We start from the raw sequence: 23,203 nt of genomic DNA on the forward strand, positions 1-23,203 counted from the left end.
GCCCTACTGGCCGAGCTGCGACATCAGATCGGCGTTGCGGTCGTAGAGCTGGCGGAAGACGCTGTACTGCCGCCGATAAACCTCGTTTGGCTCGGCTCGCACCTCCCGGGCCACCGGGTTCCATTGGCGGATGGCATCGCGGTCGACATCGCCGACGGCAACCGCGGCGAGGAACGCGTCGCCGTAGGACGCACCGACCGTCTCGCCACAGATCAGTTGATTGATGCCGGAGATGTCGGAGGTCGCCTGCAGCCACACCGCGTTCTTTGTGCCGCCGCCGACTGCCAGCATGCGCTTCGGCGGGTAGCCCGCTTCGGCGTAAGTCTCGAACACGTGGTTGGTCCCGTAGGCGATCCCTTCCAGCAACGCGCGGTAAACGTCGCCGCGATCGTGAGTGAGGTTCAGCCCGAACAGCACGCCCTTGGCGAAGGGATCGTGGATCGGCGTCCGCTCGCCGGAAAAGTAGGGCAGGAACACCAGCCCGTTGGCACCGGGCGGTGAGCCTTCGGCCTCCGCCGCCAGTTCGATGAACGCGTCGCTGTCGTCGAGTTCGCGGGCGAACTGCTCGCGGAACCAGTGGGTCAGCGTCCCGCTGGTGGCGAGACCGGACATCGACGCGTGCTGCCCTTCGAACAGCCACGGCGCATACCACAGGCGCGGATCGCGGACGCGGGTATTGGTCAGTTCGATGATGAAGATGGTCGAGCCGTACATCACCATCATGTCGCCGGAGTCGAGCACGCCGACGCTGAGCGCCTCCGCCGCCGCGTCGATGGTACCGGCGGTCACCGGGGTGCCGGGCGCAAGACCGGTCGCCTCGGCCGCCGCGTCAGTGATCGTGCCGGCGATCTCGGTTGACCACGCGAGCCGCGGCAGCTTGTCGAGGTCGACGATGTCATCGGCGAGTTCGCTGCTCCACGACAGCGAATCGACCAGATAGAGCGGGCTCGAATTCGCCGCCGTGTAGTGGTCGATGACGTATTCGCCGGTCAGCCGATGGACCAGATACGAGGTCGAGGTCAGCACCTTGTGGGTCCTGTCGAACAGCTCGGGCCGGTTTCGTTGCAGCCACAGGATCTTCGGTCCAACCGACTGCGAGGTCAGCGCGTTGCCGCAGCGGTCGAGCAGCACCGCCTCGCCAATCCGATCGGTGAGTTCCTCGATTTCCGTCGCCGCGCGCGCGTCGACGCCGTAGAGGATGGCGTTCATCAGCGGCGCGCCGTTGGCATCCACCGGCAGCATGCAGGGGCCGATGGCGCTGCACGCCACCGCCCGGATCGAGTCGGCGGCAACACCGCTGTCGGCGAGCAGCGCCCGGGAGATGTGGACGAAGTCGTCCCACCAATCTTCCTCGGGGCGATGTTCGGCCCAGCCCGGCTGTGGCACGATCATCTTGTGCGGCCTGTCGGCGGCCGCGACGATGCGGCCCTCACCGTCGACCAGCACGCCCTTCGACGCGTAGGTGCCGATATCGATACCGAGATAGTGACTCATTGTTCGTAGTCGTCGCGGTTGAGGCTGAAGCCGGTGTCGACCTTGAGGATACCCGCGATCAGCAGCCGGGTCAGGCCGACCAGATCGTTGATGTCGCAGACTTCCAGCGCCGAATGGCTGTAGCGCATGGGAAAGCCGAGATCGATGCAGGCGACCCCGGCGTCGACCAGTTGCACGTAGGACGAGTCGGTGAGAACGCCTATCTGCGCACTGCGCTGGATGGCCAGGCCTTCCGCCTCGGCCACCTGATCGAACAGGGCGACGAGCGCCGGGTGCGGCAGGGTCCCGTTCAGCGTGCCGCGACCGTGGAAGGAGTACATGCTCATCCCCGGTCCGCCGCCGAGCCGCACGTCACCACGGCCGGTCATATCGGGCGTATCGGTGGCAAGCGTCAGGTCGAGCTGGATGGCGATATCCGGCGACAGCGCCTGGGCGGCGGGCAGCGCGCCGCGAAGGTTGAACTCCTCCTGGACCGAGAAGACGATGTGAACCGTCGGCCGTTGCTCCGCTGCGACCGCGACCAGGGCGCGGGCGACTTCGACGACGACGGCGCAGCCGGCCCGGTCATCGACCGAGGTGCCCGCCAACCGGTCGCCGGCGAGATCGACCACCTCCGGTGCGTAGACCACCGGCGTGCCGATATCGATGCCGGCGGCAAGCACCGCATCGGCGGACTCGAAGCCGGCATCGACGTAGAGCTCCGGATAAGGCACCACCCGGTACTTCTCGTCCGGCGCCGTCGCGTGGTGGCTCTTGTTGGCGATGACGCCTGGCACGTCGCGCCCCTCGCCGACGCAAAACAGCACCGAGCGCGCCGCCAACGCTTTTTCTGGCACGCCGCCGAGGCGCTCGACCCGAACCAGCCCGTCCGCCTCGATCTTGCGGACGATCAGGCCGAGCTGGTCCATATGGGCGAACAGCATCACGCTCGGCGCTTCACTGTCGCCGGGGATCGTGGCCATCAGGTTGCCGAGCCGGTCGGACCAGGAGTCGAGGTCGAGGTCGCCCAGGCACCGGGCAAGCCGGCGGCGCACCCGCCCCTCGTGGCCGCTGAGGCCGGGGATCAGCATCAGTTCGCGGGTCAACGCCGCCAGTCGTGCCTTCAGGTCGTCGACCATCGGTCAGCCGTCCCGCGCCTGGCGGGCGATCCGCATGAACTCCGTCGCGCGATCCGGATCGACCGGCTTCCAGGTGTCGCCGTCAACCTTGAGCGACGAGCCGACGATGCAGCCGTCCGCGACCCGCAGCACGTCGGCGACCGTGTCGTGCTTGACCCCGGTGTTGGCCAGCACCGGCGTGTCCGGCAGGACCGCCTTCACCGCCTCGAGATCGGACATCGCCGCCGCCTCGCCGGTGATCGTGCCGGAGACCAGGATCGCGTCGGGGATCGAGGAAAACACCGCGCTGCGCGCGCGGTCGGGCAGGCTGCGCTGGTCGAGCGACCACGCGAATTCGGCCGAGACGTTGTAGAGCACGGCGAGGTCGCTGCGCCCGAGCCGGTCGCGATAGCGGATCGCCTTGCCGGCGTCGGGCGACCACGGCCCCATGTCGGACGCGTAAGTGCCGGTGAAGATTTCGCGGGCGAAGGCGGCACCGGTCGCCGCCGCCAGCGCCATGGTGCTCATCGGGTCCCACAGCACGTTGACCCCGAACGGCACCGATAGATCGGCGGCGAGCCGGCCGATGACATAGGCCATGGTCGCGGTCGAGGCGGTGTCGACATCGAATTCGTAAGGTCGATCGTTCTCGTTGCCAAACATCACCGCGTCGAATCCGGCGGCCTGGAGCGCAGCGAGATCCTTGGCGGCGTCGGCGATCAGCCCGTCGAGCCCCCGGGCGCCGTCGTGGAGCGGCGACCCCGGCAGCGCGCCAAGATGAACCATCGCGATGACCGGCTTGGTCGGCCCGAATACGCGACTGTAATTGCTGATCATAGCGCCGCCCGGCTCCCCTTCCTGGGGAATGATCTACCGGGAAGCGCTGGCTCGTGACAATAGCCGCGCCAACGGCGTCGGTCGGCGATCGCCCCCGACCGGCCTGCCGGGCGCGTCAGCGCCCGACGAATTTGCGGTAGACGTAGCCGCGCTGACCGCGCGAGGTCACCGTGCACCAGAATGTGCAGGCCTGAATCCGGACCAAGGTACCCGAGGGTATGACTGCGACGACCTTGGCGTCGTTGTTTGGTTCGCTGCGCATGTTGACGTCGGCCGTGGTCCGGCCAAGGCCGGGCCCGCGATTCTCGGCCGGTCCGGTGTCGCTCGGTGGCGTCGCGCCGACGATCGACCGGTTCGCTGGGCTCTGCGGTCGCGCGACCGGCGCATAGGAGAGGATGCGGCCAGCCCCGATCGAATCCGGCGATGTCGCGGGCACCGAACCGGCATCCGCTGTCCGCGTCTCCTCGCTCGCCACCGGCGCGGTCGCAATGGGCACCGGCGGAGCCAGCTCGGCTGTCTCGGCCGGTTCCTCGGTTGCGACAACCGGCGGGTCGGCCATGGCAACGAGCGGCCCGGAAACCACCGGGTCGGCGGGCGGTGCATCCAGTGTCGGGACCTCGGCACCGGCGGCCGTCGCGATCTCCCGCTCTTCAGGGGTGAGCGCGGTTTCGGCTTCGATGTCGGGTTGCGGTTCGGGCAGCAGCCGGTCCTGTTCCTTGGTCACCGCCGGTGGGGGCGCGGCAGCCACGACCGCGTCAACCAGCGTCGGCTCCGGCGCGCTGACATCGGCTGCGACCGGAACCACGTCCGCGACGGTCGAAGCAAGCGTCGGCGCCGCATCGGACGGCGTCCGAAACTGGCCCATCGCGGTCAGGCCGAGAAAGCCGACCGCGACGCCGACCAGCGCGGCGACCGCCAGGCTGCGTGCGTCGAATGTCGATCCCTCGGAGTCGCCGCGCGGTGTTGCGGCGGGATAGGCGGCAACCGGCTGCCCGTCCTCGTCGAGCCACGCCATCGACTGGGCCGGCGCCAGGCGTGCCGCGACCTCCTGCGATCCCGGATCGATGGCCGATGCCGCGCGTTCCGGATCACGAAGGTTGTAATGGGTGCGCTGGCGAAGCGGGTCCGGCGCGAAAGCCGACCGCGGTCGCTGTCGTGGCTGTGGTTGCGGCTGCAGCGCGGCCTGCCGCGGAATCGGGGCGGGCCGCTCCGGCTCCTCCGGAGCGAGAGCCTCCTGGAGCGATTCCAGCTGTTGCTTCAGTTGCGCCTCGACTTGCTCAGGCGAGGGCAAGGCCGGCGGTTTGGTCGCGGCCGCCCGCTTCAGCTTCAGCGCGGCCAGTGCCGCTGGCTTCTTTGGTTTCATCCTGTCGCGTTCCCGCAGCCGCCGAAACGCGGCTTCGCCTGGCGACAGACGTTCGGAAGAGTCGTCCTTTCGGCGCGGACCCATGGCCATACCCCTACTCCAGCCATCGGCCCCCCAGCCTCCGCTTCCCTTTTCGGTATTGTTGAACGGTGAATGCGGCGACTCCTTGCCGACAATGGGGCATCCTTTCGATGATATGAGAATCGGGGTTCGGGCTCGGCCGGATTCCGAGCGCCGCGCCGACCAGGGACACCGCATGACCGACACACCGCCACGACGCTACATCTTCGATCCGCCGCCCCTACCCGCCCTACCGGTCGCCGACAGCGATGACTGGTTCCCCGTGCGTCGTGTCTATTGCGTCGGTCGCAACTACGCGGCGCATGCGGTCGAGATGGGCCACGATCCGACCGAGGACCCACCGTTCTTCTTTCAGAAAAACCCGGACGACCTCAACCTCACCGGCGTCTTTCCCTATCCGTCGGAGTCTAGCGACGTGCACCACGAGGTCGAGCTTGTCGTCGCTCTCTCCGCCGGGGGCGCGAACCTCTCCGAGGGCGACGCCGCCGCTTGCGTCTACGGCTATGCGGTCGGCCTCGACATGACCCGCCGGGACCGGCAGGCCGAAGCCAAGGCGCTCCGCCGCCCATGGACCGTCGCCAAGGCGTTCGAAGCATCGGCGCCGTGCGGGCCGGTCGTGCCGGCGACGCGGAGCGGTCCGATGAATGCTGGGACGATCGGGGTCGACGTCAACGGCGCGACCCGACAGAGCGGCGACCTCGACCAGATGATCTGGTCGGTGCCGGACGTGATCGTGTTTCTGTCACGCCTGTTCGTGCTCGCGCCCGGCGACGTCATCTTCACCGGTACCCCGGCCGGGGTCGGCCCGGTTCACCGCGGTGACCGTCTGCACGCCTATGTCGATGGGCTCCCCGCTCTCGACGTCGAGGTCGCCTGACGAACGCCGCCTTCAGCCGACATGCAGGAACGTCGGATCGAACAGGTATTCGAGGGTCCGGCCGTCGTTCAGCGTCACCCGTAGCACACCCGGGGCAGCCTCGATGTCGAACACCTCGTCGGCGCCTTCGGGCAAGGGGATACCGCCAATCACATGGGCGACCGAAACCGAACCGTCCGGGTCGAGGGTCAGCGCCGTCGGGATGCCCCCCTCCGACAGCGGGTTCGGCTCGATCGAGGCCTTGTGGCCGTAAGCCGAGTAGGCGCGGCCTTCCTCGACGCCGAGTACACCGAGGTGCCGACTGTTCCACGGCGGATAGAAGCGCCCGCCATTGCTGAACCACAGGAACGTCACCGGGAAATCCGAGGGGTTCTTGAGGCTGAGGAAGACATCGCCAACCCCCGACCGCACCGCCGCCGTCCAGCCGAGCGGCGAATCCCCGGCCTCGACCAGCATGACGAAGTCCTCGTGGCCCTCGGCCACCGGGTAGCGCCGGAGATCGACCGTCGTCCCGTCGGCGAGCGGCAGTTTCGACAGGTCTTCGACCCGGGCGGACGTCGCGAACAGCGAACGCCCCCGTTCGGGATCGGGCTCCTGGACCATCTCTGGCGTTTCGGCGAATGCCTTGGACGAGAATGACAGCCGGCCCGGCTCGGCGAACCGGGTCATGGCGTGGCTCGCCACCGAAACGGCGCCGCGGCCGCCCTCGAAGATGTGGCGCTGGTAGGCGAAGGGGTGGCCGTCCCGCAGCCGGATTTCCTTGATCAGCCGCGCCCCCATCACCGGCTTGTCCAGTCCGAAGCTTGCCGTGGCGCCATCGGGAAGGGTGCGATGGTCGATCAGCGACCACGGGGAATTGGCCGGCCAGCCATGCGCCGGGCCGCCTTCGACGTCACTGGCGGCAAACGGCGCACAGAAGAAGTCACCAGACAGGTATTTGAGGTTTCCGGGGATATCGTCCGCTTCGATGATCTCCTTTTCCTCGATCCAGGGCGCCGTGTGCAGCGGTTCGATCGTCCGCTCGCCGAAGACCGTCTCAAACGAGCGGACATGACCGACCTCAAGGTCGAGAACGAGGCGGACATTTTCCGCCTCGATTGTGTGAAGCCGCTCGCTCATGGGGTATCCGTCCTCCTTGTCAGCTCTGGCGCAGCCCACTCGCCGACGCGCCACCAGCCTATAGTGCGATTTGCCGCCGCCAAGGCAAGCCATCTGCCCCCGGCGCGACGCCACCCGCGTGCGCCGGAAACCTTGACACCTGTTACGGCATCCCTATAAGTCTCCGCGATAAGGCGCGGTCTGGGATCGCGCCCTTTCGTTTCTGGAAATTCGGGCATATGCCGCCTCGATCACCGATCGGGGAGATGCCGTGGATCGGACCGATGTTCGCAGTTATCAAGACCGGCGGTAAGCAGTACAGGGTCGCGCCGGCCGACCTGATCAGGGTCGACCGTCTCGACGGCGAAACCGGGGATGCCATCGCCTTCGACGAGGTGATGATGGTCGGTGGCGACAGCGGAACCACTGTCGGCGGGCCGCTGGTCGACGGCGCCAAGGTGACCGCCGAGATCGTCGAGCAAACCCGCAACGACACCATCCTGGTGCTCAAGAAGCGCCGCCGCAAGAATTCCAAGAACAGCCGCGGCCACCGGCAGCAGATGACGGTCGTGCGGATCGGTGACATCCTCGCCGACGGCAAGGCCGCACCGGCCAAGGCCAAGCCTAAGAAGGCCGAGAAGCCGGCGGCGCCGAAGCCCGAGGCGGCTCCCGAAGCCGCGCCGGTCGAGGCGGATACCTCCGGCGACGACCTGAAGAAGTTGAGCGGCGTCGGTCCGGTTCTGGAGAAGAAGCTCCACGGCCTCGGCGTGACCTCCTTCGATCAGATCGCCGCATGGACGGACGAAGACATCGCCCGCATCGACGAAGCCCTAGACTTCAAGGGGCGGATCGAGCGGGAAGACTGGATCGGTCAGGCGAAGCAGTTCATCGCCGACCGCGGATAAGGACAGGAGAAACCCACCATGGCCCACAAAAAAGCCGGTGGATCGTCACGGAACGGCCGCGACACCGCGGGCCGCCGCCTTGGCGTCAAGAAGTTCGGCGGCGAACCCGTTCTCGCCGGCAACATTATCGTCCGTCAGCGTGGCACCAAGTGGCACGCTGGCGAAAACGTCGGCCTCGGCAAGGACCACACGATTTTCGCCCTCATCGACGGGACCGTGGCCTTCCGGACCAAAGCCGGCGGCCGTTGCTACGTCTCGGTCAACCCGACGGTGGCAGCCAACGAATAGCCGGTAACCGAACTCTTCGCCGGCGTCTCATCGACCCGGCGGTTTGAGCGTTTGAAAGGGGAGATGGGCCGCCATCTCCCCTTTTCATTTGCTCGGAGGGAGTCATGGATGAGCAGCACGATCACGATGGAGACGACCACAGTCGGTCGACGATCATAACCCGGCGGCTGGTGCTGAAGACGCCCAGCGACGACGAACGCGGCGCCATCGTCGCGCTCGCCGCCGATCCCGGCATCGCCGGCAACCTGGCCGCGGCACCAGGCGACTACGGCCGCCTCGGTGGGCGATCGTTTGTCGTGGTCGGCCGTGCCGGCCGAGCGGTGGTCGGCGTAACCGGATTTGGGCCGATGATCGATCGTAACGGGGCGGTGGAGATCGCCACCTGGATCGGCGAGCCCTATTGGGGTCGCGGCTACGCAACGGAGGCGAGTCAGGCGGTCATCGATGCGGCCTTTGGCGAGACTGGTGTGTCCGCTCTTTGGTGCTCCAAGCGGGTCACCAACGATCGGGCACGGCGGGTGATCGAGAAATGCGGCTTCCAGTTCCGCGAAACCGGTATGGTGCGCTCGCCGGTGACCATGGGCGCCGTACCGGTCGAGCGTTTCGTCCTCGAACGGCGCAACTGGATCAGCCTCAAATCCTGGGGCGCCGCGATGGCGGGAGAGAGCGATGCAGCCCACAACGGCCCGATCTGAGCCGGTGATCGAGACGCCTCGGCTGCGCCTCAGGCCGGCTGAGCCTCGCGACATCGACCCGTTGCTCGCCGAACTCGCCGATTTCGACGTGGTCAAGATGCTCGCCCGCGTGCCGTACCCCTATCGCCGCCGCGACGCCGAGCATTTCCTGGCCGCGTCGGCGAAGGCGGCCGGGCGCGATCTGCATCTGTCGATCTTCGTGGACGATCGCCTGATCGGCGGCATCGGCGTCACCGACATCGCCGGCGACTGCGAATTCGGCTACTGGTTCGGGCGGGCCCATTGGGGAAAAGGCTATGCCACCGAGGCCGGGCGGGCGGTGATCGAGCACACCTTCGCCAACCACGCGGTCGACGCGATACGGTCCGGCGCCTTCGTCGGCAATGACGCGTCCTTGCGGGTTCAGGAGAAGCTGGGTTTCGAACCCGTCGGCCGCCACATGGTCCATTGCCTTGCGCGCGGGCGCGCAATCGAACATATCGACACGGTTCTGACCCGCGAACGGTTCGCGAGCCCCTGACCTATGAAGTTTCTCGACCAGGCGAAGGTCTATGTCCGCTCCGGCGACGGCGGCGCGGGCGCGGTGTCCTTCCGCCGCGAGAAGTTCATCGAGTACGGCGGCCCCGATGGCGGCGGCGGCGGCCGCGGCGGTGACGTTTGGGCCGAGTGCGTCGACGGGCTGAACACCCTGATCGACTACCGCTACCAGCAGCATTTCAAGGCCGCCAAGGGCGGGCACGGCATGGGCAAGGACCGCACCGGCGCGGGTGGTGCCGATGTGGTGCTGAAATTGCCGATCGGCACCCAGATCTTCGAGGAAGACAACGAGACCCTGATCGCCGACCTCACCGAAGTCGGCGAGCGCGTCTTGCTCGCCCGCGGCGGCAATGGCGGCTTCGGCAACGCGCACTTCAAATCGTCGACCAACCGCGCCCCCCGCCACGCCAATCCCGGCGCGCCGGGCGAAGAACGCTGGCTGTGGCTGCGGCTGAAGCTGATCGCCGATGCCGGGCTCGTCGGCCTGCCCAACGCCGGCAAGTCGACCTTTCTCGCCGCGGTATCGGCAGCCAAACCCAAGATCGCCGACTATCCCTTTACCACCCTCCACCCCAATCTCGGCGTCGTGGTTGGCGGCCATGATTTCGTCCTCGCCGACATTCCCGGCCTGATTGAAGGCGCTCACGAAGGTGCCGGCATCGGCGACCGTTTCCTGGGCCATATCGAGCGCTGCCGGGTCCTGCTCCATCTGGTCGACGGCACCGGTGACGACCCGGCCGCCGCCTACCGGACCGTGCAGGACGAGCTGATGGCCTACGGTCACGGCCTCGCCGACAAGCCCGAAATCGTGGCCCTCACCAAGGTCGATGCCCTGTCGCCGGAAGACCGCGCCGCGACGATCCGCGCGCTCGCCGATGCGGCGGACGCCAAACCGAGCCCCGTCTCGGCCGTCACCGGCGAGGGGATGCCCGAGCTGCTTGCGCGTGTCGCCCGGGAGATCGCGGCCGAGCGCGAACCAGACCCGAACGCGGTGCCAGTCGAAACGCCCGAGCCATGGCACCCGTAAGCCCGACGGTGCCCGAGGTCGAGACGTTCCGCCGGATCGTCGTGAAGATCGGCTCATCGCTGGTCGTCGACGGTGAGGGTATCCGCACCGCCTGGCTCGATGCCCTCGCCGCCGACCTCGCCGGCCTCCGGGACGGGCGCGATCTGCTGGTGGTCTCGTCCGGCGCGATTGCACTGGGACGCGGCGTCCTGTCGATGCGCGCCGGCCCGCTGAAGCTTGAGGAAAGCCAGGCCGCCGCTGCCGCCGGACAGGTGGCGCTCGCCGGCGCCTGGGCAGAGACCCTCGCCCGCCACGGGCTCACTGCCGGACAGGTCCTGCTCACCCTGGGCGACACCGAGGAGCGGCGGCGCTACCTCAACGCCCGCTCGACCATCGGCACCCTGCTGCGACTCGGCGCCGTGCCGGTGATCAACGAGAACGACACCGTCGCCACCTCCGAAATCCGCTACGGCGACAACGACCGGCTCGCCGCCCGGGTCGCCACCATGGTCGGCGCCGATCTGCTGGTCCTGCTCTCCGACGTCGACGGTCTCTACACCGCGCCGCCGAAGGCCGACCCGGCCGCCAGGCACCTGCCGCTGGTCGAGCGCGTGACCCCGGCGATCGAGGCGATGGCCGGCGCCGCCGGCTCGGACCTGTCGCGGGGCGGTATGCTGACCAAGGTGGAAGCCGCGCGCATCGCTACCGCCGCCGGAACCACCATGGTGATCGCCAGCGGCCATGAACTGCATCCGCTGCGGCGGATCGCCGAAGGTGCCCGCTGCACCTGGTTCACCGCCGACACCAGCCCGACCCGGGCCCGCAAGACGTGGATTTCCGGCCATGTCGAGACGCGCGGCGCGCTCACCGTCGACGCCGGCGCCGTTGGTGCGCTGCGGCGCGGCAAGAGCCTGCTTCCCGCCGGGGTCCGCGACGTTTCCGGCCGGTTCGAGCGGGGCGACGCGGTCGCCATCCTCGGCCCTGACGGCGATGAGATCGGTCGCGGGCTGGTCGCCTACGACGCGGCCGACGCGACCCGGATCGCCGGCTGCAACAGCCGCCAGATCGAGACGATTTTGGGCTTCGCCGGGCGAGCCGAGATGATCCACCGGGACGATATGGCGCTGCGCGGCGAATAGCCGTCAGGGGCCGGTGACCACGTCTTCCTTGTGGACCCGCCCGACCCGCTGCTCGCGGAAGAAGATGAACAGGCCGGCTCCGACGATGATAATGCCCCCGACGACGGTCAGTGGATCCGGCACGTCGCCGAAGGCGAGGTACCCGAACAACACGCCCCAGACGATCAGTGTGTACTGATAGGGCACCACCGCCGAGGCCGGAGCCAGGATCAACGACCGGTTGACGCAGTAGATCGCGATCAACGCCACGACTCCCAGGAATCCGAGGAGCAAGACGTCCGTCACCCGTACAAACGGCACCCATCCGATCGGCGCGGCGAGAACGCCGAACAGCAAGCCACCGAAGATCTGCCACGCCGTCAGGTTCAGATCGGGCGTGCCGCGCAGAACCCGCGTCGTGATCATCAGGAGGGCATAGAGGAAGCTGCCGACCAAGGCGATGATCGCATGCCAGCCGAACACGCTGGCACTCGGCTGCAGGGCGAGCACAACGCCGACGAAACCGATCAGCACCGCCGCCCAACGCCGCCAACCAACATGCTCGCCAAGCAGAAAGGCTGCCAGCACGGTCACGTAGATCGGCCCGGCGAGGTAGTAGGTGATCGCGTCGGCGAGCGGCAGCATCGCCACCGCGGCATAGAAGCAGGCGGTTTCGGCGACCGCGAAGAACACGCGGAGCGCTTGTAGAAGTGGCCGCGGCAGGCGCGTCAGTTCGGCCACGCCCTTGCGCCGCACCACCGGCACCAGCACCACCGATGCGGCGAGGCTGCGAAACAGCAGGATTTGCCCCACCGTATAGGTCGCCGCCAACCACTTGCCGATCACGTCGTTCACCGAGAACAGAAACATTCCGAGCACCATCAGCCCGATGCCGAGCGGGATGTTCTCGCTGCGCGTGAGCGTGTTCGAGCCGGAGGCGGTGGTCATCGAGGCAATCGCGACGAAGTGAATGCGGCGGTCAGGTATGTTGCATGACCGCCGAAAAGCCAAGCGGCGATCGGTGGTGACCCTCGCCCGGCAGCGGGCTCGGCTCGCATGAAAATATGCCTTGATTGGCGCATATTTGTTTCATACATCTATTGTCATGAAACCAGAACGCAACACCGAGAGCACCGCCCGCCGCACGGCGCGGACAACGGCCAAGTCCTCTGCGCTGCGGAAGACCGACACCAGCGTCGTGCAGGCAGCGGTTCCCCGTTATCTCGGCGAACTCGACCGTCGCGGCGGATTGCGCGGCACCGACATCGCCAACATCACCGACGTCTCGAAGGCGACGGTGTCGCGCTGGCGCTCCGGCGAGATCAAGCCCCGTCCCCGCAACGAGCTCATCCTGTCGGATCTCTATTACGTCGTCGGGCGGCTGCAGGAATACTACGCCCCGGATGAGATCAGGCTGTGGCTCTATGCCCGTCATCCGCAACTCGACGGCAAGCGGGCGATCGACCTGATCAACCGCGACCGGACCATCGACGTCCTCAACGTCATCGATCGCCTGGACAACGACGTTTACGTCTAGTGGAGCGAATTTGAACGAGAAGGGGGGACGGCGCGACCGCGACCTGCTCGATGCGATCGAGACCGTCGCGCCGGTCCGCTTCGCCGGCCGGGTCTGGCGTCTCGCCAGGGAAGGACGCGAGCCGATCAACTGCAGCCGGTCCGGCGGCCGCTGGGACGACGGCACCTTCGACGTTCTCTACACCTCGGCCGAACGCGACGGCGCGATTGCCGAAATCGAATTTCACCTGAGCCGTGGCCAGCCGGTTTTCCCGACCCGCGTCCGCCACCATGTTTACGAGCTGGACGTCACCCTCGACACGGCCCTGAAGCTCGCCGATCTCCCGGCGCTCGGCCGGATCGGGCTCGACACGGCGCGCTTCGGCCAGCTGTCCTATCAGGACCGCGCTGCCGAGTATCCCCGGTCCCAGGATATCGCCGAGGCGGCGTTTTTCCTCGAGTTCGACGGCCTGATCGTCCCCAGCGCCCGCTGGCCGTGCGACAACATCGTCCTGTTCTGCGAGCGCGTTCCGGCCACCGCGATGAGCGTCGCGCACCACCACGGACCAGTCGACTGGGCCGCCTGGCGCACCAAACACAACCGTTGATCGGCGGACGCTGGACAAGCGCCGCGGTTTCCGCCATGACCGGCGCCGCGCCGCACGGCGTGGATCGAATGGATCGACGATGGAACGGACTTACCTCGAAAAGCACTGGCGCGGCATCGCCCTCGGCGTCGCCGCCATGGCGGTGTTCGTCACCGCCTCCAATTTCCTGGTCGAGATTCAGATCAGCGCGTGGCTGACCTATGGCGCGCTGACCTATCCCGGCGCGTTTCTGGTCACCGATCTCACCAACCGGGCCCTCGGGCCCGCCGCGGCGCGGCGGGTGGTCTATGCCGGCTTTGCGCTGGCCGTCGTCCTGTCGCTGGCGCTCGCCAATCCGCGGATCGCCCTTGCCTCGGGCACCGCCTTTCTCGCCGCCCAGCTCCTCGACATCACGGTCTTCAATCGCCTGCGCGACAAGGTCTGGTGGGCGCCGCCGCTGGTATCGTCCACGCTCGGCTCGGCACTCGACACCGCCCTGTTCTTCTCGCTGGCGTTCGCCTTCACCGACGTTCCCTGGGTAACCCTGGCGATCGGCGACTTCGGCGTGAAGATGGGGATCGCGCTGTTCATGTTGATCCCGTTCCGGGCGCTGATGGCGGTGATCCGCCCTGCCTTCGGCTCCCGGGTGCCGGCCAACGCGGCCTAAGTTTTCTCGGCGATCCACACTGCCGGCGTACCGACCAGCCCGCCCTTGGCGAGCGCCTTGCGCAATTCCTCGTTCTCCAAAAACGCCTGCGCGGCCGCGGTCGATGGCAACTCGAACATCATCGTCACGTCATTGGGGTCGCTGGTCGACTGAAACACTGTCTCGGACGACACCCCGACCGCGTTGCGGGTCTTGAAGAACGCGTCATAGACCTCCCGCCAGACGGCGTAGTCGGTAACGCGATGCCGGGCAAACAGGGTCACCATGGTGTGTCTCCTTCGAATCGGGGTTGGGCGAGAGTAGTCCCGCTTACCGCCATCGCGCTAGCACAGCGGCGCGCCGGCTCCGGTGACGCCGTTCACCGGCCCTTGCCTTCCGTCCCTTGAAGCGCGCGTAATGGGGCAGGCTTCACAGCACGGGAATGCCGCCATGCGCCCCCTGACCCAACGCCTCGCCGCCACCGTCATCGCCACCGTCCTCGCCACCGGGACCGCCCTTGCCCACCACGGCTGGTTCTGGACCGCCGACGGCGACTTCGTCCTCGAGGGCATCATCCAGGAGATCTATCTCGGCAATCCGCACGCTACCCTAAAGGTGCAGGCCGAGGATGAACTGTGGCACGTCGACCTCGCCCCGCCGTCGCGCACCGCCGCCGCCGGCTTCGTCGAGGGTGTCGCGAATGTCGGCGACGAGGTGATCCTTGTCGGCCAGCGCTCCGCCGACGAGAACGAACTGGTGATGAAGGCCGTCCGCGTCACCATCGACGGAGTGAACTACGACGTCTATCCGAACCGCGTCGGCTCCTGACCGGCGCCGATGGAGGCGCTGCTCACCGCGATCGGCTCGTCCGATATCGCCGCCTTCATCCGCGCTTCGCGCTGGGTCTACCCGTTCGTCAATGCCGCGCACATCCTCGGCATCGCCTTGGTCGTCGGCACGATCATCGCGCTCGATGTGCGCATCTTCGGCTTCGGCCGATCGATCACCGTTACAGCCGCGGCGCGCTTCCTCATGCCGTTCACCATCACCGGCCTGGTCCTGACGATCGTCGCCGGCATTCTTCTGTTTTCGGTGAAGCCGCCCGAATACGCCGCCAATCCGATGTTCCGGCTGAAGCTGGTCTTGCTGCTGCTCGCCCTCGTGAACGCCACGCTGCTGCGCCGCCGCGCCCTCCACCACGACGCGCCGGACACGATCATGAAGGTCGGTGCGGTCACCTCGCTCATATTATGGACCGGCGTGCTGGTCTCCGGCCGGATGATCGCCTTCGTCGGTTGAGTTGGACGCTCAGGCGATCACGGTGAAGTCGGAGGCGCTCAGCTTCTGACCCGGGTCGAGCTGAGCGATCTGCTCTTTACCGCCCGCGCCGTCGGCGTTGAAGTCGTAGTACAGGGCGCCGGATTTCTTGTGATAGAAGATGTAGTCGTCGTCATCCTTCGCCTTCTTGGACTTGCGGAACTCCGATGTCTTGAGCGCGGCGGACTGGCCCTCGATGCCCGGTGACGTCAGGGACGTGAAGGCGTTGTCCTTGAGGAAGAACTTGTCCTTGCCGGATTCGAACTTCTTGATCCGGTCGTTGTTGGTGTCGGTGTCGGGCGCGACATCGAAGACGAATTTGTCCTTGCTCTTGCCGGCCTTCAGCTTGTCGTTACCGTCGCCAGGAGACACCCGCCCCGCCTTGCCGCCATTGTTCTCGTAGGCATCCTTGCCGTCGCGAAGCTGGACGATCCCCTTGATGTTGCCTTCGTTAATCACCGTGTCCTTAGCGTCGGCGGTCAGGATCACGCTACCCTTGAGTTTTCCCTTGTTGGTGAGGTCAACGGCACCAGCTTGCGTCCCGGAAAACACGGCGGTCTCGGCAGCGGCTTCAGTGAGCCCGCCCTTGATGACGCCGTCCTTCTTGTTGACGATCTTGGTGGTTTGCGAGGGACTGTCGCCCCCCACCGAAATGCCATAGAGCGGCGAGTGGATCAGGCCTTCGTTGATGATTTTGGCGCCGCCGTTCGGGCCGCCGGTTTCCCAGAAGACGCTGACACCGCCGTCGGTCCCGGTGATCTCCCCCTCATTGACCAGCTTGAATTTCGAAGGGTCGTCGGCTTGCACCCCGATGCCGTCGGTGCCCTCGATCAGCCCCTTGTTTTCAACGGTCATGTTCTTGGAGTCGGTGCCGCCGATGACCACACCGGCGGTACCGACGATGGTCCCTGCCGCCTTGTTTTTGATGGTCATGTCTTCGGGGTCGTTGGCGGCGCCGAACAACACACCAAAGAACACTTCGGACCGGATCGTGCCCTTGTTGACCAGCATGCCGCCGTTGTGAACGTTAAGGACGCCAGCCCCAGAAGCCCCCCCGCTGAGGTACTCGACCGTCACACCCTTGGCGACCGTCCACTTGTCTTCGCCGGGCTGGAAGACAAGCGCGGCGAAACTGGCCGTGTTGGTGCTGATGTCCGTCGTCTGTGTCGGCATGGGCGCGCGGCCTCCTCGGTTCCCCTGACAGGGAATCGATTATGTCCGACAAAAAGGGAGCCGGCTACGGCGAAAGCCGCGCCAGCCCCGGGAAAAGAAGGAAAAAAGCCGCCGGCCGCTCAGACGATCGTCTGGCCGGTCGCCTTCCAATCGGCCAGGAAGCGCTCGAGGCCGATGTCGGTCAGCGGATGCTTGACCAGCGCCTTCAGCACCCCCGGCGGGATGGTGGCGACATCGGCGCCGGCGAGCGCCACCTGTTTGACGCTAACCGGCGTGCGGATCGAGGCGGCCAGCACCTCGGTCGTCAGCGCGTCGTAATTGTCGTAGATGGTGCGGATCTCGGCGATCAGGTCGATGCCATCGGCGCCGATATCGTCGAGCCGGCCGATGAACGGCGAGATGTAGGTCGCCCCCGCCTTGGCGGCGAGCAGCGCCTGGTTGGCGGAAAAGCACAGGGTGACGTTGACCCGCCGCCCCTGGATCGACAGCGCCCGGCAGGCCTTGAGGCCGTCCCAGGTGAGCGGCACCTTGATGACGACATTGTCGGCGATCCCCGCCAGCACCTCAGCCTCGGCCATCATGCCGTCGAAGTCGGTCGCCGCCACCTCGGCCGACACCGGCCCGTCGACCGCGGCGCAGATGTCGGCGAGCGCGTCGCGGAAGTGGCGGCCGGTCTTGGCGACCAGCGAAGGGTTGGTGGTGACTCCGTCGAGCAGGCCGGTTTCGGCGAGTTCGCGGATTTCGTCGATATCGGCGGTGTCGACAAAGAATTTCATCGGTCTCGTCCTCCTGACCCGAAGCGCGGGGCGCGCGTCGGCCTTTTCTTTAGAGCAAAGTCTGGTCTGATTGGAGAAACAGTTTACCCCTGATTCTCTTGCCCGCGGTACCGCCTTCGCCCGACCGGCGCGTAGGGAGAACCAGCGGGAACGCCGGGAGCCCAGCAACACGCCCGTGCCTGACCAGCCGACCGTTTCCGTCCTCGTGCCCGTCGCCGTCGCCGGCACCTATACCTACGCGGTGCCGGACGGGATGCGGGTTACGCCCGGCGATATCGTCGCCGTGCCGCTCGGCACCCGCGACGTGGTTGGCGTGGTCTGGGACGATCCGCCCGATGCCGAGATCGGCCACAACCGCCTGCGGCCGATCGTCGAGCGTTTCGACGCCCCGCCGATCGCCGCGGATCTGCGCCGTTTCGTCGACTGGATCGCCGACTACACCCTGACCACCCGCGGCATGGTGCTGCGCATGGTGCTTCGCGCCCCGGGCGCGCTGGAACCGGAAACGCCGATTCCGGCCGTGCGGCTTGGCGGTCCACCGCCGGCGCGCATGACTCCGGCGCGCGAGCGGGTGCTCGCCACCCTCGACAACGGCATGGCGTGGTCGAAGTCGGGCCTGGCGGCAGCGGCCAGCGTCAGCCCCGGCGTCGTCTCCGGCCTGATCGAAGCCGGTACGCTGGAGCGCGTCTCGATGCCGCCCCCGCCGGTCGCCAACCCGCCCGACCCGGACTTCGCCGAGCCAGCGCTGACAACCGAACAGGCCGCCGGGGCCGAGCATCTGCGCCAGGCGGTCGCCGCCGACGCCTTCTCGGTTACCCTGCTTGACGGGGTCACCGGTTCCGGCAAGACCGAGGTCTATTTCGAGGCGGTCGCCGAAACGCTGAGGCGCGGCCGTCAGGCGCTGGTGCTGATCCCCGAGATTGCGCTGACCCCCGGCTTTCTCGAACGCTTCACCGCCCGCTTCGGCACCCGCCCCGCCGAGTGGCATTCGGACCTGACGCCGAAGATGCGCGAGCGGGTTTGGCGTGGCGTCGCCTCTGGCGCGGTGCGCGCCGTGATCGGCGCCCGTTCGGCGCTTTACCTGCCCTACAAGGAGCTCGGCCTGATCGTCGTTGATGAGGAACACGACCTTGCCTACAAACAGGAGGATCGCGTCTTCTATAACGCCCGCGATATGGCGGTGGTGCGCGGCCACCTCGCCGGCTTTCCGGTCGTGCTCTCCTCCGCCACGCCGTCGATCGAGTCGCGGGTCAACGCCGACGCCGGCCGCTATGCCCGCATCGTGCTCTCCGACCGCTACGCTGCCGCCGAGCTTCCCGAGATCGCGGCCATCGATATGCGCCGTGATCCGCCGCCGCGCGGCCGCTTCCTGTCGCCGCCACTGGTCGCCGCCGTCGAGGAGACGCTAGCCGGGAACCAGCAGGCACTGTTGTTCCTCAACCGCCGTGGCTACGCGCCGCTGACGCTCTGCCGTTCTTGCGGCCACCGCTTCCAGTGCCCCAACTGCTCGACCTGGCTGGTGGAGCACCGCTTCCGCGGCGTGCTACTCTGTCATCACTGCGGCTATTCCGAGCCCCGGCCGGACCATTGCCCCAATTGCGGCGACACCGACAGCCTTGTCGCCATCGGCCCCGGCGTCGAGCGGCTGGCGGAGGAGGTGGCGGAACGCTTCCCCGAGGCGCGGACCATCGTCATGTCCAGCGACATCATGGGCGGGGTCCAGCGCCTCCGGCTGGAACTGGAGTCGATCGAGAAAGGCGACGTCGACATCGTCATCGGCACCCAGTTGGTCGCCAAGGGCCACAACTTCCCGCTGCTCACTCTGGTCGGCGTGGTCGACGGCGATCTCGGCCTCGCCTTCGGCGACATGCGGGCGGCCGAGCGCACCTTCCAACTCCTGTCGCAGGTCACCGGCCGGGCGGGGCGCGCCGGCGGCGCCAGCCGGGCCCTGGTCCAGACCTACGCGCCCGACCATCCGGTGATCCGCGCCATCGTCTCGGGCGACCGCGAGGCGTTCTACGCCAGCGAGATCGCCGCCCGCCGCGCCGCCGCTCTGCCCCCCTTCGGCCGCCTCGCAGCGATCGTCATCTCCGGCCCCGACCGACACGGCACGTTAGGCTACGCAACCGCCTTCCGCCGCGCCGCGCCACGTGACGAGTCGATCCAGGTGCTCGGCCCGGCCGAGGCGCCGCTGGCGGTTATCCGCGGCCGCCACCGCTTCCGCATCCTGGTCCAGGCGCCGCGCAACACCGATATCCAGGCCTTCCTGCGCGATTGGCTCGCCGCCGCCCCGACCGCCCGCGGATCTCTCCGGGTGCAGGTCGACATCGACCCACAGAGCTTTTTGTGAGCGTTTCCTCTCCCGGCGGGGAGAGAGCCTGCCCCCGGCCCGATCGGCGCGCGTCCTCTCCCTGTGGGAGAGGATAGCGAGGCTTGGCGGCGGAGCCGGCTTAGCCGAGCTTGGTGAGGGGTGTTGGCGGTGTCGGTGATGCGTCAAGGGGCTCACCCCTCACCCGGTTTGCCTAGGCTCGTGCCTCGCCAAGGCAAGCCTGCCCTCTCCCACAAGGGAGAGGGAGCCGTCATCGTGACCGGCTCGCGTCCTTCGAGGCTCGCTTCGCTCGCGCCTCAGGATGAGGAGGTGGAGAAATGCGATAGCGGCGGCCCCTCATTCACTGCCACACCCACCGGCCTCATCTTGAGGTGCGAGGGCGTAAGCCCGAGCCTCGAAGGACGCACCCGGCCTGAACGAGGTGACACAGAGCCCAATCGCGGGACGCGACCATTCCTGACCCACGGATCGTCCTTAAGGACCAATCCACCGCCCTATCGGACCTTGGCGTACATCCGGCAGTCGCGGGGTTCCGGCGAAATACCGGGGTGGACGATGTAGCGGCGCAGAATTCCCTCGAAACGCATCCCGGCCTTTTCCATCACCCGCGCCGAGGCAAGGTTATCGACATCGCAGAAGGCTTCCGCCCTGAACACGTTCGGCCGGGCCAATGACAGATCGACCAGGGTCGTCAGCGCTTCGCTTCCGATGCCTTGGTTCCAGACCGATCGCTTGAGGACATAACCAAACGAGACGGCCGCCGCGCGCGGACGCAGGGATATCGCGCCGAGGAGCGCCGACGGTTCGTCCAGCCACTCGATCGCATAGGAGTACTCCGAGCCGTCGCTCCACCGATCCAGCGCACCGCGGAGATACTCCTTCGTGTCCGCAAGCGTCTGGTGCGGCAACCATGTCATCAGGCGCGACACCTCTGCATCGGCCGCGTAGCCATGGAAGATCGCGTCCGCGTCGTCCTCGCGGAGCTTCCTCAGAGCCAGCCGTGGCGTCTCGATCCGGTCCGGAAAGTCCATGGTCGCAACCGATTGTCGTCGTTCAACGAAGAGCGTTCGAAACGAACCGCGCCGGAATACTCGAAACGACGATCCTTGGCACGCGAAAGCTGCACTGCGCCCGGCCGGCGACGCCATTGGACGCTCTGTCATCCCCACCGCGACAGTGTGCCCAAAGCCTTTGCGTTCCGCGATGTTGCCCTGCGGTATGGCCTATGCTAATCGAACCGGCGAATTCGGGCCGGGGCAGGTCGCGCGTGTTGCGCGCCGGCCGGATAACAATAATCCTTTCAAGGCCTTGAACGGAGACGCCGGGCCGACCCGAAAGGACCCGCGCGCGTCGGAGAACAGGAACCCTAGTGGCGGACACATCCTCCCCCGTTTCAGGTCTGGCCGAACGCTACGCGACGGCCCTGTTCGAACTGGCTGAAGACGAAAAAGGACTGGCCGAGCTTGAGGCAGACGTAGGCCGTTTCGCCACCATGCACGACCAGAGCGACGACCTGCAGAGCTTCATCCGCAGCCCGGTCTATTCCGCCGAGGAGCAGATGCGGGCGCTCGAAGGCGTTCTGAACCACGCCGAGATTAAGGGCATCGTCGCCAACTTCCTCCGCGTCGTCGCCGCCAATCGGCGTCTGTTCGCCGTGCCCGATATTCTCACCGCCTTCCGCAAGCTGGTCGCCGCCCATCGTGGCGAGACCTCGGCGGAGGTGACCAGCGCCGAGCCGCTTTCCGAAGCCCATGCCGCGGCGCTGAAAGATGCGTTGAAACAATCGCTTGGCAAGGACGTCACGCTCGACACCAAGGTCGATCCGTCGCTGATCGGCGGCCTGATCGTCAAGGTCGGCAGCCGCATGATCGACTCCTCGCTCCGCACCAAACTCAGTTCACTCAAGCTCGCCATGAAAGAGGTCGGCTGATGGAAATCCGGGCCGCAGAAATCTCCGCGATCCTCAAGGACCAGATCAAGAATTTCGGCCGGGAGGCGGAAGTCTCCGAGGTCGGGCAGGTGCTCTCCGTCGGTGACGGCATCGCCCGTATCTACGGCCTCGACAACGTCCAGGCCGGCGAGATGGTCGAGTTTCCCGGAGGCATCCGCGGCATGACGCTGAACCTCGAGACCGACAATGTCGGTGTCGTGATCTTCGGCAGCGACCGCGAGATCAAGGAAGGCGACACCGTCAAGCGGACCGGCGCCATCGTCGACGTGCCGGTCGGCAAGGGCCTCCTCGGCCGCGTCGTCGACGCCCTCGGCAACCCGATCGACGGCAAGGGTCCGATCGAGGCGACCGAGCGCCGCCAGGTAGACGTCAAAGCGCCGGGCATCATCCCGCGCCAGTCCGTGCACGAGCCGATGCAGACCGGCCTCAAGGCGATCGACGCGTTGATCCCGATCGGCCGCGGCCAGCGCGAGCTGATCATCGGCGACCGCCAGACCGGCAAGACGGCCGTGGCGCTCGACACCATCCTCAACCAGAAATCGGTCAACGAGACCGGCGACGAGTCCCGCAAGCTCTATTGCGTCTATGTCGCCGTGGGCCAGAAGCGGTCGAGTGTTGCCCAGCTCGTCAAGGTGCTGGAGGAAAACGGCGCCCTCGATTACTCGATCGTCGTCGCCGCCACCGCCTCGGACGCGGCGCCGATGCAGTTCCTGGCACCGTTTTCGGGCTGCACCATGGGTGAGTATTTCCGCGACAACGGCATGCACGCCCTGATCATTTACGACGATCTGTCCAAGCAGGCGGTCGCCTATCGCCAGATGTCGCTGCTGCTCCGCCGCCCGCCGGGCCGCGAGGCCTATCCCGGCGACGTCTTCTATCTCCATTCGCGCCTGCTCGAGCGCGCCGCCAAGCTCAACGCCGACAACGGCTCCGGCTCGCTGACCGCCCTGCCGATCATCGAAACCCAGGCGAACGACGTGTCGGCCTACATCCCGACCAACGTCATCTCGATCACCGACGGCCAGATCTTCCTGGAAACCGACCTGTTCTACCAGGGCATCCGCCCTGCGGTGAACGTCGGCATCTCGGTTTCCCGCGTGGGCTCTTCGGCGCAGATCAAGGCGATGAAGCAGGTCGCCGGCACGATCAAGGGCGAGCTCGCTCAGTACCGTGAGATGGCCGCCTTCGCCCAGTTCGGCTCCGACCTCGATGCCGCCACCCAGCGGCTTCTCAACCGCGGCGCCCGGCTGACCGAGCTGCTCAAGCAGCCGCAGTTCTCGCCGCTCAAGGTCGAGGAACAGGTCGCCGTTATCTTCGCCGGCGTGAACGGCTATCTCGACAACTTGCCGGTCGACAAGGTTGGGGCCTTCGAGCAAGGTTTCCTCGCCGTGCTCCGCGCCGACCACGCCGACCTACTGGCCGAGATCCGCGACAAGCGGGAGCTGACCGACAGCATCCGCGACCGCCTCAAGACGGCCGCGGACGCCTTCGCCAAGGTCTTCGCGTGAGTGGG

General features: G+C 67.0%; 25 protein-coding genes. 15 read left to right on the top strand and 10 right to left on the bottom strand.

The window, feature by feature from the left end:
• Positions 1 to 3 precede the first annotated feature (3 nt).
• The 4 genes from ACO076_RS00740 to ACO076_RS00755 all read right to left on the bottom strand — a co-directional run bounded on the left by ACO076_RS00740 (position 4) and on the right by ACO076_RS00755 (position 4,791).
• A complete protein-coding gene (locus ACO076_RS00740; RefSeq protein ID WP_421724825.1) occupies positions 4 to 1,494 on the bottom strand; it encodes an FGGY-family carbohydrate kinase in 1,491 nt (496 codons plus the stop codon).
• A complete protein-coding gene (locus ACO076_RS00745) occupies positions 1,491 to 2,612 on the bottom strand; it encodes a M42 family metallopeptidase (protein ID WP_421724826.1) in 1,122 nt (373 codons plus the stop codon). The genes ACO076_RS00740 and ACO076_RS00745 overlap by 4 nt, the downstream gene beginning before the upstream one ends.
• A gap of 3 nt (positions 2,613 to 2,615) precedes the next feature.
• Complete coding sequence (locus tag ACO076_RS00750) at positions 2,616 to 3,428, bottom strand: BtpA/SgcQ family protein (RefSeq protein ID WP_421724827.1); 813 nt, start codon at positions 3,426 to 3,428, stop codon at positions 2,616 to 2,618.
• Between the two features lie 115 nt (positions 3,429 to 3,543).
• Complete coding sequence (locus ACO076_RS00755) at positions 3,544 to 4,791, bottom strand: SH3 domain-containing protein (RefSeq protein ID WP_421724828.1); 1,248 nt, start codon at positions 4,789 to 4,791, stop codon at positions 3,544 to 3,546.
• A gap of 256 nt (positions 4,792 to 5,047) precedes the next feature.
• Between ACO076_RS00755 and ACO076_RS00760 the strand changes: the two genes are divergently transcribed.
• Positions 5,048 to 5,749 carry a fumarylacetoacetate hydrolase family protein gene (locus ACO076_RS00760; RefSeq protein WP_421724829.1) on the top strand — a complete coding sequence of 234 codons (702 nt, stop codon included), beginning with the start codon at positions 5,048 to 5,050 and terminating at the stop codon, positions 5,747 to 5,749.
• Between the two features lie 12 nt (positions 5,750 to 5,761).
• On the opposite strand, the gene ACO076_RS00765 is transcribed toward ACO076_RS00760, so the two are convergent.
• Entirely contained in the window at positions 5,762 to 6,868 is a 1,107-nt protein-coding gene (locus ACO076_RS00765) for a hypothetical protein (protein WP_421724830.1), read from the bottom strand.
• A 263-nt stretch (positions 6,869 to 7,131) separates the two neighbouring features.
• On the opposite strand from ACO076_RS00765, the gene ACO076_RS00770 reads away from it, so the two are divergent.
• From ACO076_RS00770 to proB, 6 genes are all read left to right on the top strand, one after another.
• Positions 7,132 to 7,752 (top strand): 50S ribosomal protein L21, encoded by a 621-nt coding sequence (locus ACO076_RS00770; RefSeq protein ID WP_421724831.1) that lies wholly within the window; start codon positions 7,132 to 7,134, stop codon positions 7,750 to 7,752.
• Positions 7,753 to 7,770: 18 nt separating this feature from the next.
• Positions 7,771 to 8,040, top strand: coding sequence for a 50S ribosomal protein L27 (gene rpmA / locus ACO076_RS00775; RefSeq protein WP_421724832.1), 270 nt, complete (start codon positions 7,771 to 7,773; stop codon positions 8,038 to 8,040).
• 104 nt (positions 8,041 to 8,144) lie between these two features.
• Positions 8,145 to 8,735, top strand: a complete 591-nt coding sequence (locus tag ACO076_RS00780) for a GNAT family N-acetyltransferase (RefSeq protein ID WP_421724833.1) — start codon at positions 8,145 to 8,147, stop codon at positions 8,733 to 8,735.
• Positions 8,710 to 9,255, top strand: coding sequence for a GNAT family N-acetyltransferase (locus ACO076_RS00785; protein ID WP_421724834.1), 546 nt, complete (start codon positions 8,710 to 8,712; stop codon positions 9,253 to 9,255). The genes ACO076_RS00780 and ACO076_RS00785 overlap by 26 nt, the downstream gene beginning before the upstream one ends.
• A 3-nt stretch (positions 9,256 to 9,258) precedes the next feature.
• Positions 9,259 to 10,299 carry a GTPase ObgE gene (obgE, locus tag ACO076_RS00790; protein ID WP_421724835.1) on the top strand — a complete coding sequence of 347 codons (1,041 nt, stop codon included), beginning with the start codon at positions 9,259 to 9,261 and terminating at the stop codon, positions 10,297 to 10,299.
• Positions 10,287 to 11,417, top strand: a complete 1,131-nt coding sequence (gene proB / locus ACO076_RS00795) for a glutamate 5-kinase (RefSeq protein WP_421724836.1) — start codon at positions 10,287 to 10,289, stop codon at positions 11,415 to 11,417. The genes obgE and proB overlap by 13 nt, the downstream gene beginning before the upstream one ends.
• Positions 11,418 to 11,420: 3 nt before the next feature.
• Here the strand turns inward: proB and ACO076_RS00800 are convergent, their stop codons facing one another.
• Entirely contained in the window at positions 11,421 to 12,344 is a 924-nt protein-coding gene (locus ACO076_RS00800) for a DMT family transporter (RefSeq protein WP_421724837.1), read from the bottom strand.
• A gap of 157 nt (positions 12,345 to 12,501) precedes the next feature.
• On the opposite strand from ACO076_RS00800, the gene ACO076_RS00805 reads away from it, so the two are divergent.
• The 3 genes from ACO076_RS00805 (at position 12,502) to ACO076_RS00815 (ending at position 14,165) form a co-directional block, all read left to right on the top strand.
• The gene (locus ACO076_RS00805; protein WP_421724838.1) at positions 12,502 to 12,933 is read left to right on the top strand and encodes a hypothetical protein; all 432 of its coding nucleotides are present in this window, start codon (positions 12,502 to 12,504) and stop codon (positions 12,931 to 12,933) included.
• A 10-nt stretch (positions 12,934 to 12,943) separates the two neighbouring features.
• Positions 12,944 to 13,519 carry an RES family NAD+ phosphorylase gene (locus tag ACO076_RS00810; protein WP_421724839.1) on the top strand — a complete coding sequence of 192 codons (576 nt, stop codon included), beginning with the start codon at positions 12,944 to 12,946 and terminating at the stop codon, positions 13,517 to 13,519.
• Between the two features lie 79 nt (positions 13,520 to 13,598).
• Positions 13,599 to 14,165 (top strand): VUT family protein, encoded by a 567-nt coding sequence (locus ACO076_RS00815; RefSeq protein ID WP_421724840.1) that lies wholly within the window; start codon positions 13,599 to 13,601, stop codon positions 14,163 to 14,165.
• Here ACO076_RS00815 and ACO076_RS00820 read toward each other — a convergent pair.
• On the bottom strand, positions 14,162 to 14,431 hold the full coding sequence (locus tag ACO076_RS00820) for a cyclase (protein WP_421724841.1): 270 nt from the start codon (positions 14,429 to 14,431) through the stop codon (positions 14,162 to 14,164). The two genes, ACO076_RS00815 and ACO076_RS00820, sit on opposite strands and share 4 nt — an antisense overlap.
• Before the next feature lie 163 nt (positions 14,432 to 14,594).
• On the opposite strand from ACO076_RS00820, the gene ACO076_RS00825 reads away from it, so the two are divergent.
• Both ACO076_RS00825 and ACO076_RS00830 read left to right on the top strand, forming a co-directional pair.
• Complete coding sequence (locus ACO076_RS00825; protein WP_421724842.1) at positions 14,595 to 14,972, top strand: DUF6152 family protein; 378 nt, start codon at positions 14,595 to 14,597, stop codon at positions 14,970 to 14,972.
• Between the two features lie 9 nt (positions 14,973 to 14,981).
• Positions 14,982 to 15,443: a DUF2214 domain-containing protein gene (locus ACO076_RS00830; protein ID WP_421724843.1), complete on the top strand. Its 462-nt coding sequence runs from the start codon at positions 14,982 to 14,984 to the stop codon at positions 15,441 to 15,443.
• Between the two features lie 9 nt (positions 15,444 to 15,452).
• Here the strand turns inward: ACO076_RS00830 and ACO076_RS00835 are convergent, their stop codons facing one another.
• Both ACO076_RS00835 and fsa read right to left on the bottom strand, forming a co-directional pair.
• Positions 15,453 to 16,634 carry a hypothetical protein gene (locus ACO076_RS00835; RefSeq protein WP_421724844.1) on the bottom strand — a complete coding sequence of 394 codons (1,182 nt, stop codon included), beginning with the start codon at positions 16,632 to 16,634 and terminating at the stop codon, positions 15,453 to 15,455.
• Positions 16,635 to 16,753: 119 nt separating this feature from the next.
• On the bottom strand, positions 16,754 to 17,410 hold the full coding sequence (fsa, locus tag ACO076_RS00840; RefSeq protein WP_421724845.1) for a fructose-6-phosphate aldolase: 657 nt from the start codon (positions 17,408 to 17,410) through the stop codon (positions 16,754 to 16,756).
• Between the two features lie 175 nt (positions 17,411 to 17,585).
• Here fsa and ACO076_RS00845 point away from each other — a divergent pair, with 175 nt between their 5' ends.
• The gene (locus tag ACO076_RS00845; RefSeq protein ID WP_421724846.1) at positions 17,586 to 19,760 is read left to right on the top strand and encodes a primosomal protein N'; all 2,175 of its coding nucleotides are present in this window, start codon (positions 17,586 to 17,588) and stop codon (positions 19,758 to 19,760) included.
• A 473-nt stretch (positions 19,761 to 20,233) separates the two neighbouring features.
• Here the strand turns inward: ACO076_RS00845 and ACO076_RS00850 are convergent, their stop codons facing one another.
• Positions 20,234 to 20,770 (bottom strand): GNAT family N-acetyltransferase, encoded by a 537-nt coding sequence (locus ACO076_RS00850; RefSeq protein WP_421724847.1) that lies wholly within the window; start codon positions 20,768 to 20,770, stop codon positions 20,234 to 20,236.
• A gap of 338 nt (positions 20,771 to 21,108) precedes the next feature.
• On the opposite strand from ACO076_RS00850, the gene ACO076_RS00855 reads away from it, so the two are divergent.
• Together ACO076_RS00855 and atpA are read left to right on the top strand one after the other, a co-directional pair.
• Positions 21,109 to 21,669, top strand: coding sequence for a F0F1 ATP synthase subunit delta (locus ACO076_RS00855; protein WP_421724848.1), 561 nt, complete (start codon positions 21,109 to 21,111; stop codon positions 21,667 to 21,669).
• Positions 21,669 to 23,198 (top strand): F0F1 ATP synthase subunit alpha, encoded by a 1,530-nt coding sequence (gene atpA, locus ACO076_RS00860; RefSeq protein WP_421724849.1) that lies wholly within the window; start codon positions 21,669 to 21,671, stop codon positions 23,196 to 23,198. Before ACO076_RS00855 ends, atpA begins: the two co-directional genes overlap by 1 nt.
• Positions 23,199 to 23,203: the final 5 nt, after the last annotated feature.

Origin of the sequence: Bauldia sp., from assembly GCF_965232525.1 — a bacterium.
Lineage (GTDB): Bacteria > Pseudomonadota > Alphaproteobacteria > Rhizobiales > Kaistiaceae > Bauldia.

Bases quoted from the DNA above. Each gene is read 5' to 3' on its own strand.
- ACO076_RS00815 (WP_421724840.1), top strand. From the start codon at position 13,599: ATGGAACGGACTTACCTCGAAAAGCACTGGCGCGGCATCGCCCTCGGC.
- ACO076_RS00820 (WP_421724841.1), bottom strand. From the start codon at position 14,431: ATGGTGACCCTGTTTGCCCGGCATCGCGTTACCGACTACGCCGTCTGG.
- ACO076_RS00825 (WP_421724842.1), top strand. From the start codon at position 14,595: ATGCGCCCCCTGACCCAACGCCTCGCCGCCACCGTCATCGCCACCGTC.
- ACO076_RS00835 (WP_421724844.1), bottom strand. From the start codon at position 16,634: ATGCCGACACAGACGACGGACATCAGCACCAACACGGCCAGTTTCGCC.
- rpmA (WP_421724832.1), top strand. From the start codon at position 7,771: ATGGCCCACAAAAAAGCCGGTGGATCGTCACGGAACGGCCGCGACACC.
- ACO076_RS00780 (WP_421724833.1), top strand. From the start codon at position 8,145: ATGGATGAGCAGCACGATCACGATGGAGACGACCACAGTCGGTCGACG.
- ACO076_RS00830 (WP_421724843.1), top strand. From the start codon at position 14,982: ATGGAGGCGCTGCTCACCGCGATCGGCTCGTCCGATATCGCCGCCTTC.
- obgE (WP_421724835.1), top strand. From the start codon at position 9,259: ATGAAGTTTCTCGACCAGGCGAAGGTCTATGTCCGCTCCGGCGACGGC.
- ACO076_RS00755 (WP_421724828.1), bottom strand. From the start codon at position 4,791: ATGAAACCAAAGAAGCCAGCGGCACTGGCCGCGCTGAAGCTGAAGCGG.
- atpA (WP_421724849.1), top strand. From the start codon at position 21,669: ATGGAAATCCGGGCCGCAGAAATCTCCGCGATCCTCAAGGACCAGATC.
- ACO076_RS00800 (WP_421724837.1), bottom strand. From the start codon at position 12,344: ATGACCACCGCCTCCGGCTCGAACACGCTCACGCGCAGCGAGAACATC.
- ACO076_RS00785 (WP_421724834.1), top strand. From the start codon at position 8,710: ATGCAGCCCACAACGGCCCGATCTGAGCCGGTGATCGAGACGCCTCGG.
- ACO076_RS00770 (WP_421724831.1), top strand. From the start codon at position 7,132: ATGTTCGCAGTTATCAAGACCGGCGGTAAGCAGTACAGGGTCGCGCCG.
- fsa (WP_421724845.1), bottom strand. From the start codon at position 17,410: ATGAAATTCTTTGTCGACACCGCCGATATCGACGAAATCCGCGAACTC.
- ACO076_RS00745 (WP_421724826.1), bottom strand. From the start codon at position 2,612: ATGGTCGACGACCTGAAGGCACGACTGGCGGCGTTGACCCGCGAACTG.
- ACO076_RS00805 (WP_421724838.1), top strand. From the start codon at position 12,502: ATGAAACCAGAACGCAACACCGAGAGCACCGCCCGCCGCACGGCGCGG.
- ACO076_RS00850 (WP_421724847.1), bottom strand. From the start codon at position 20,770: ATGGACTTTCCGGACCGGATCGAGACGCCACGGCTGGCTCTGAGGAAG.
- ACO076_RS00740 (WP_421724825.1), bottom strand. From the start codon at position 1,494: ATGAGTCACTATCTCGGTATCGATATCGGCACCTACGCGTCGAAGGGC.
- ACO076_RS00760 (WP_421724829.1), top strand. From the start codon at position 5,048: ATGACCGACACACCGCCACGACGCTACATCTTCGATCCGCCGCCCCTA.
- ACO076_RS00765 (WP_421724830.1), bottom strand. From the start codon at position 6,868: ATGAGCGAGCGGCTTCACACAATCGAGGCGGAAAATGTCCGCCTCGTT.
- proB (WP_421724836.1), top strand. From the start codon at position 10,287: ATGGCACCCGTAAGCCCGACGGTGCCCGAGGTCGAGACGTTCCGCCGG.
- ACO076_RS00750 (WP_421724827.1), bottom strand. From the start codon at position 3,428: ATGATCAGCAATTACAGTCGCGTATTCGGGCCGACCAAGCCGGTCATC.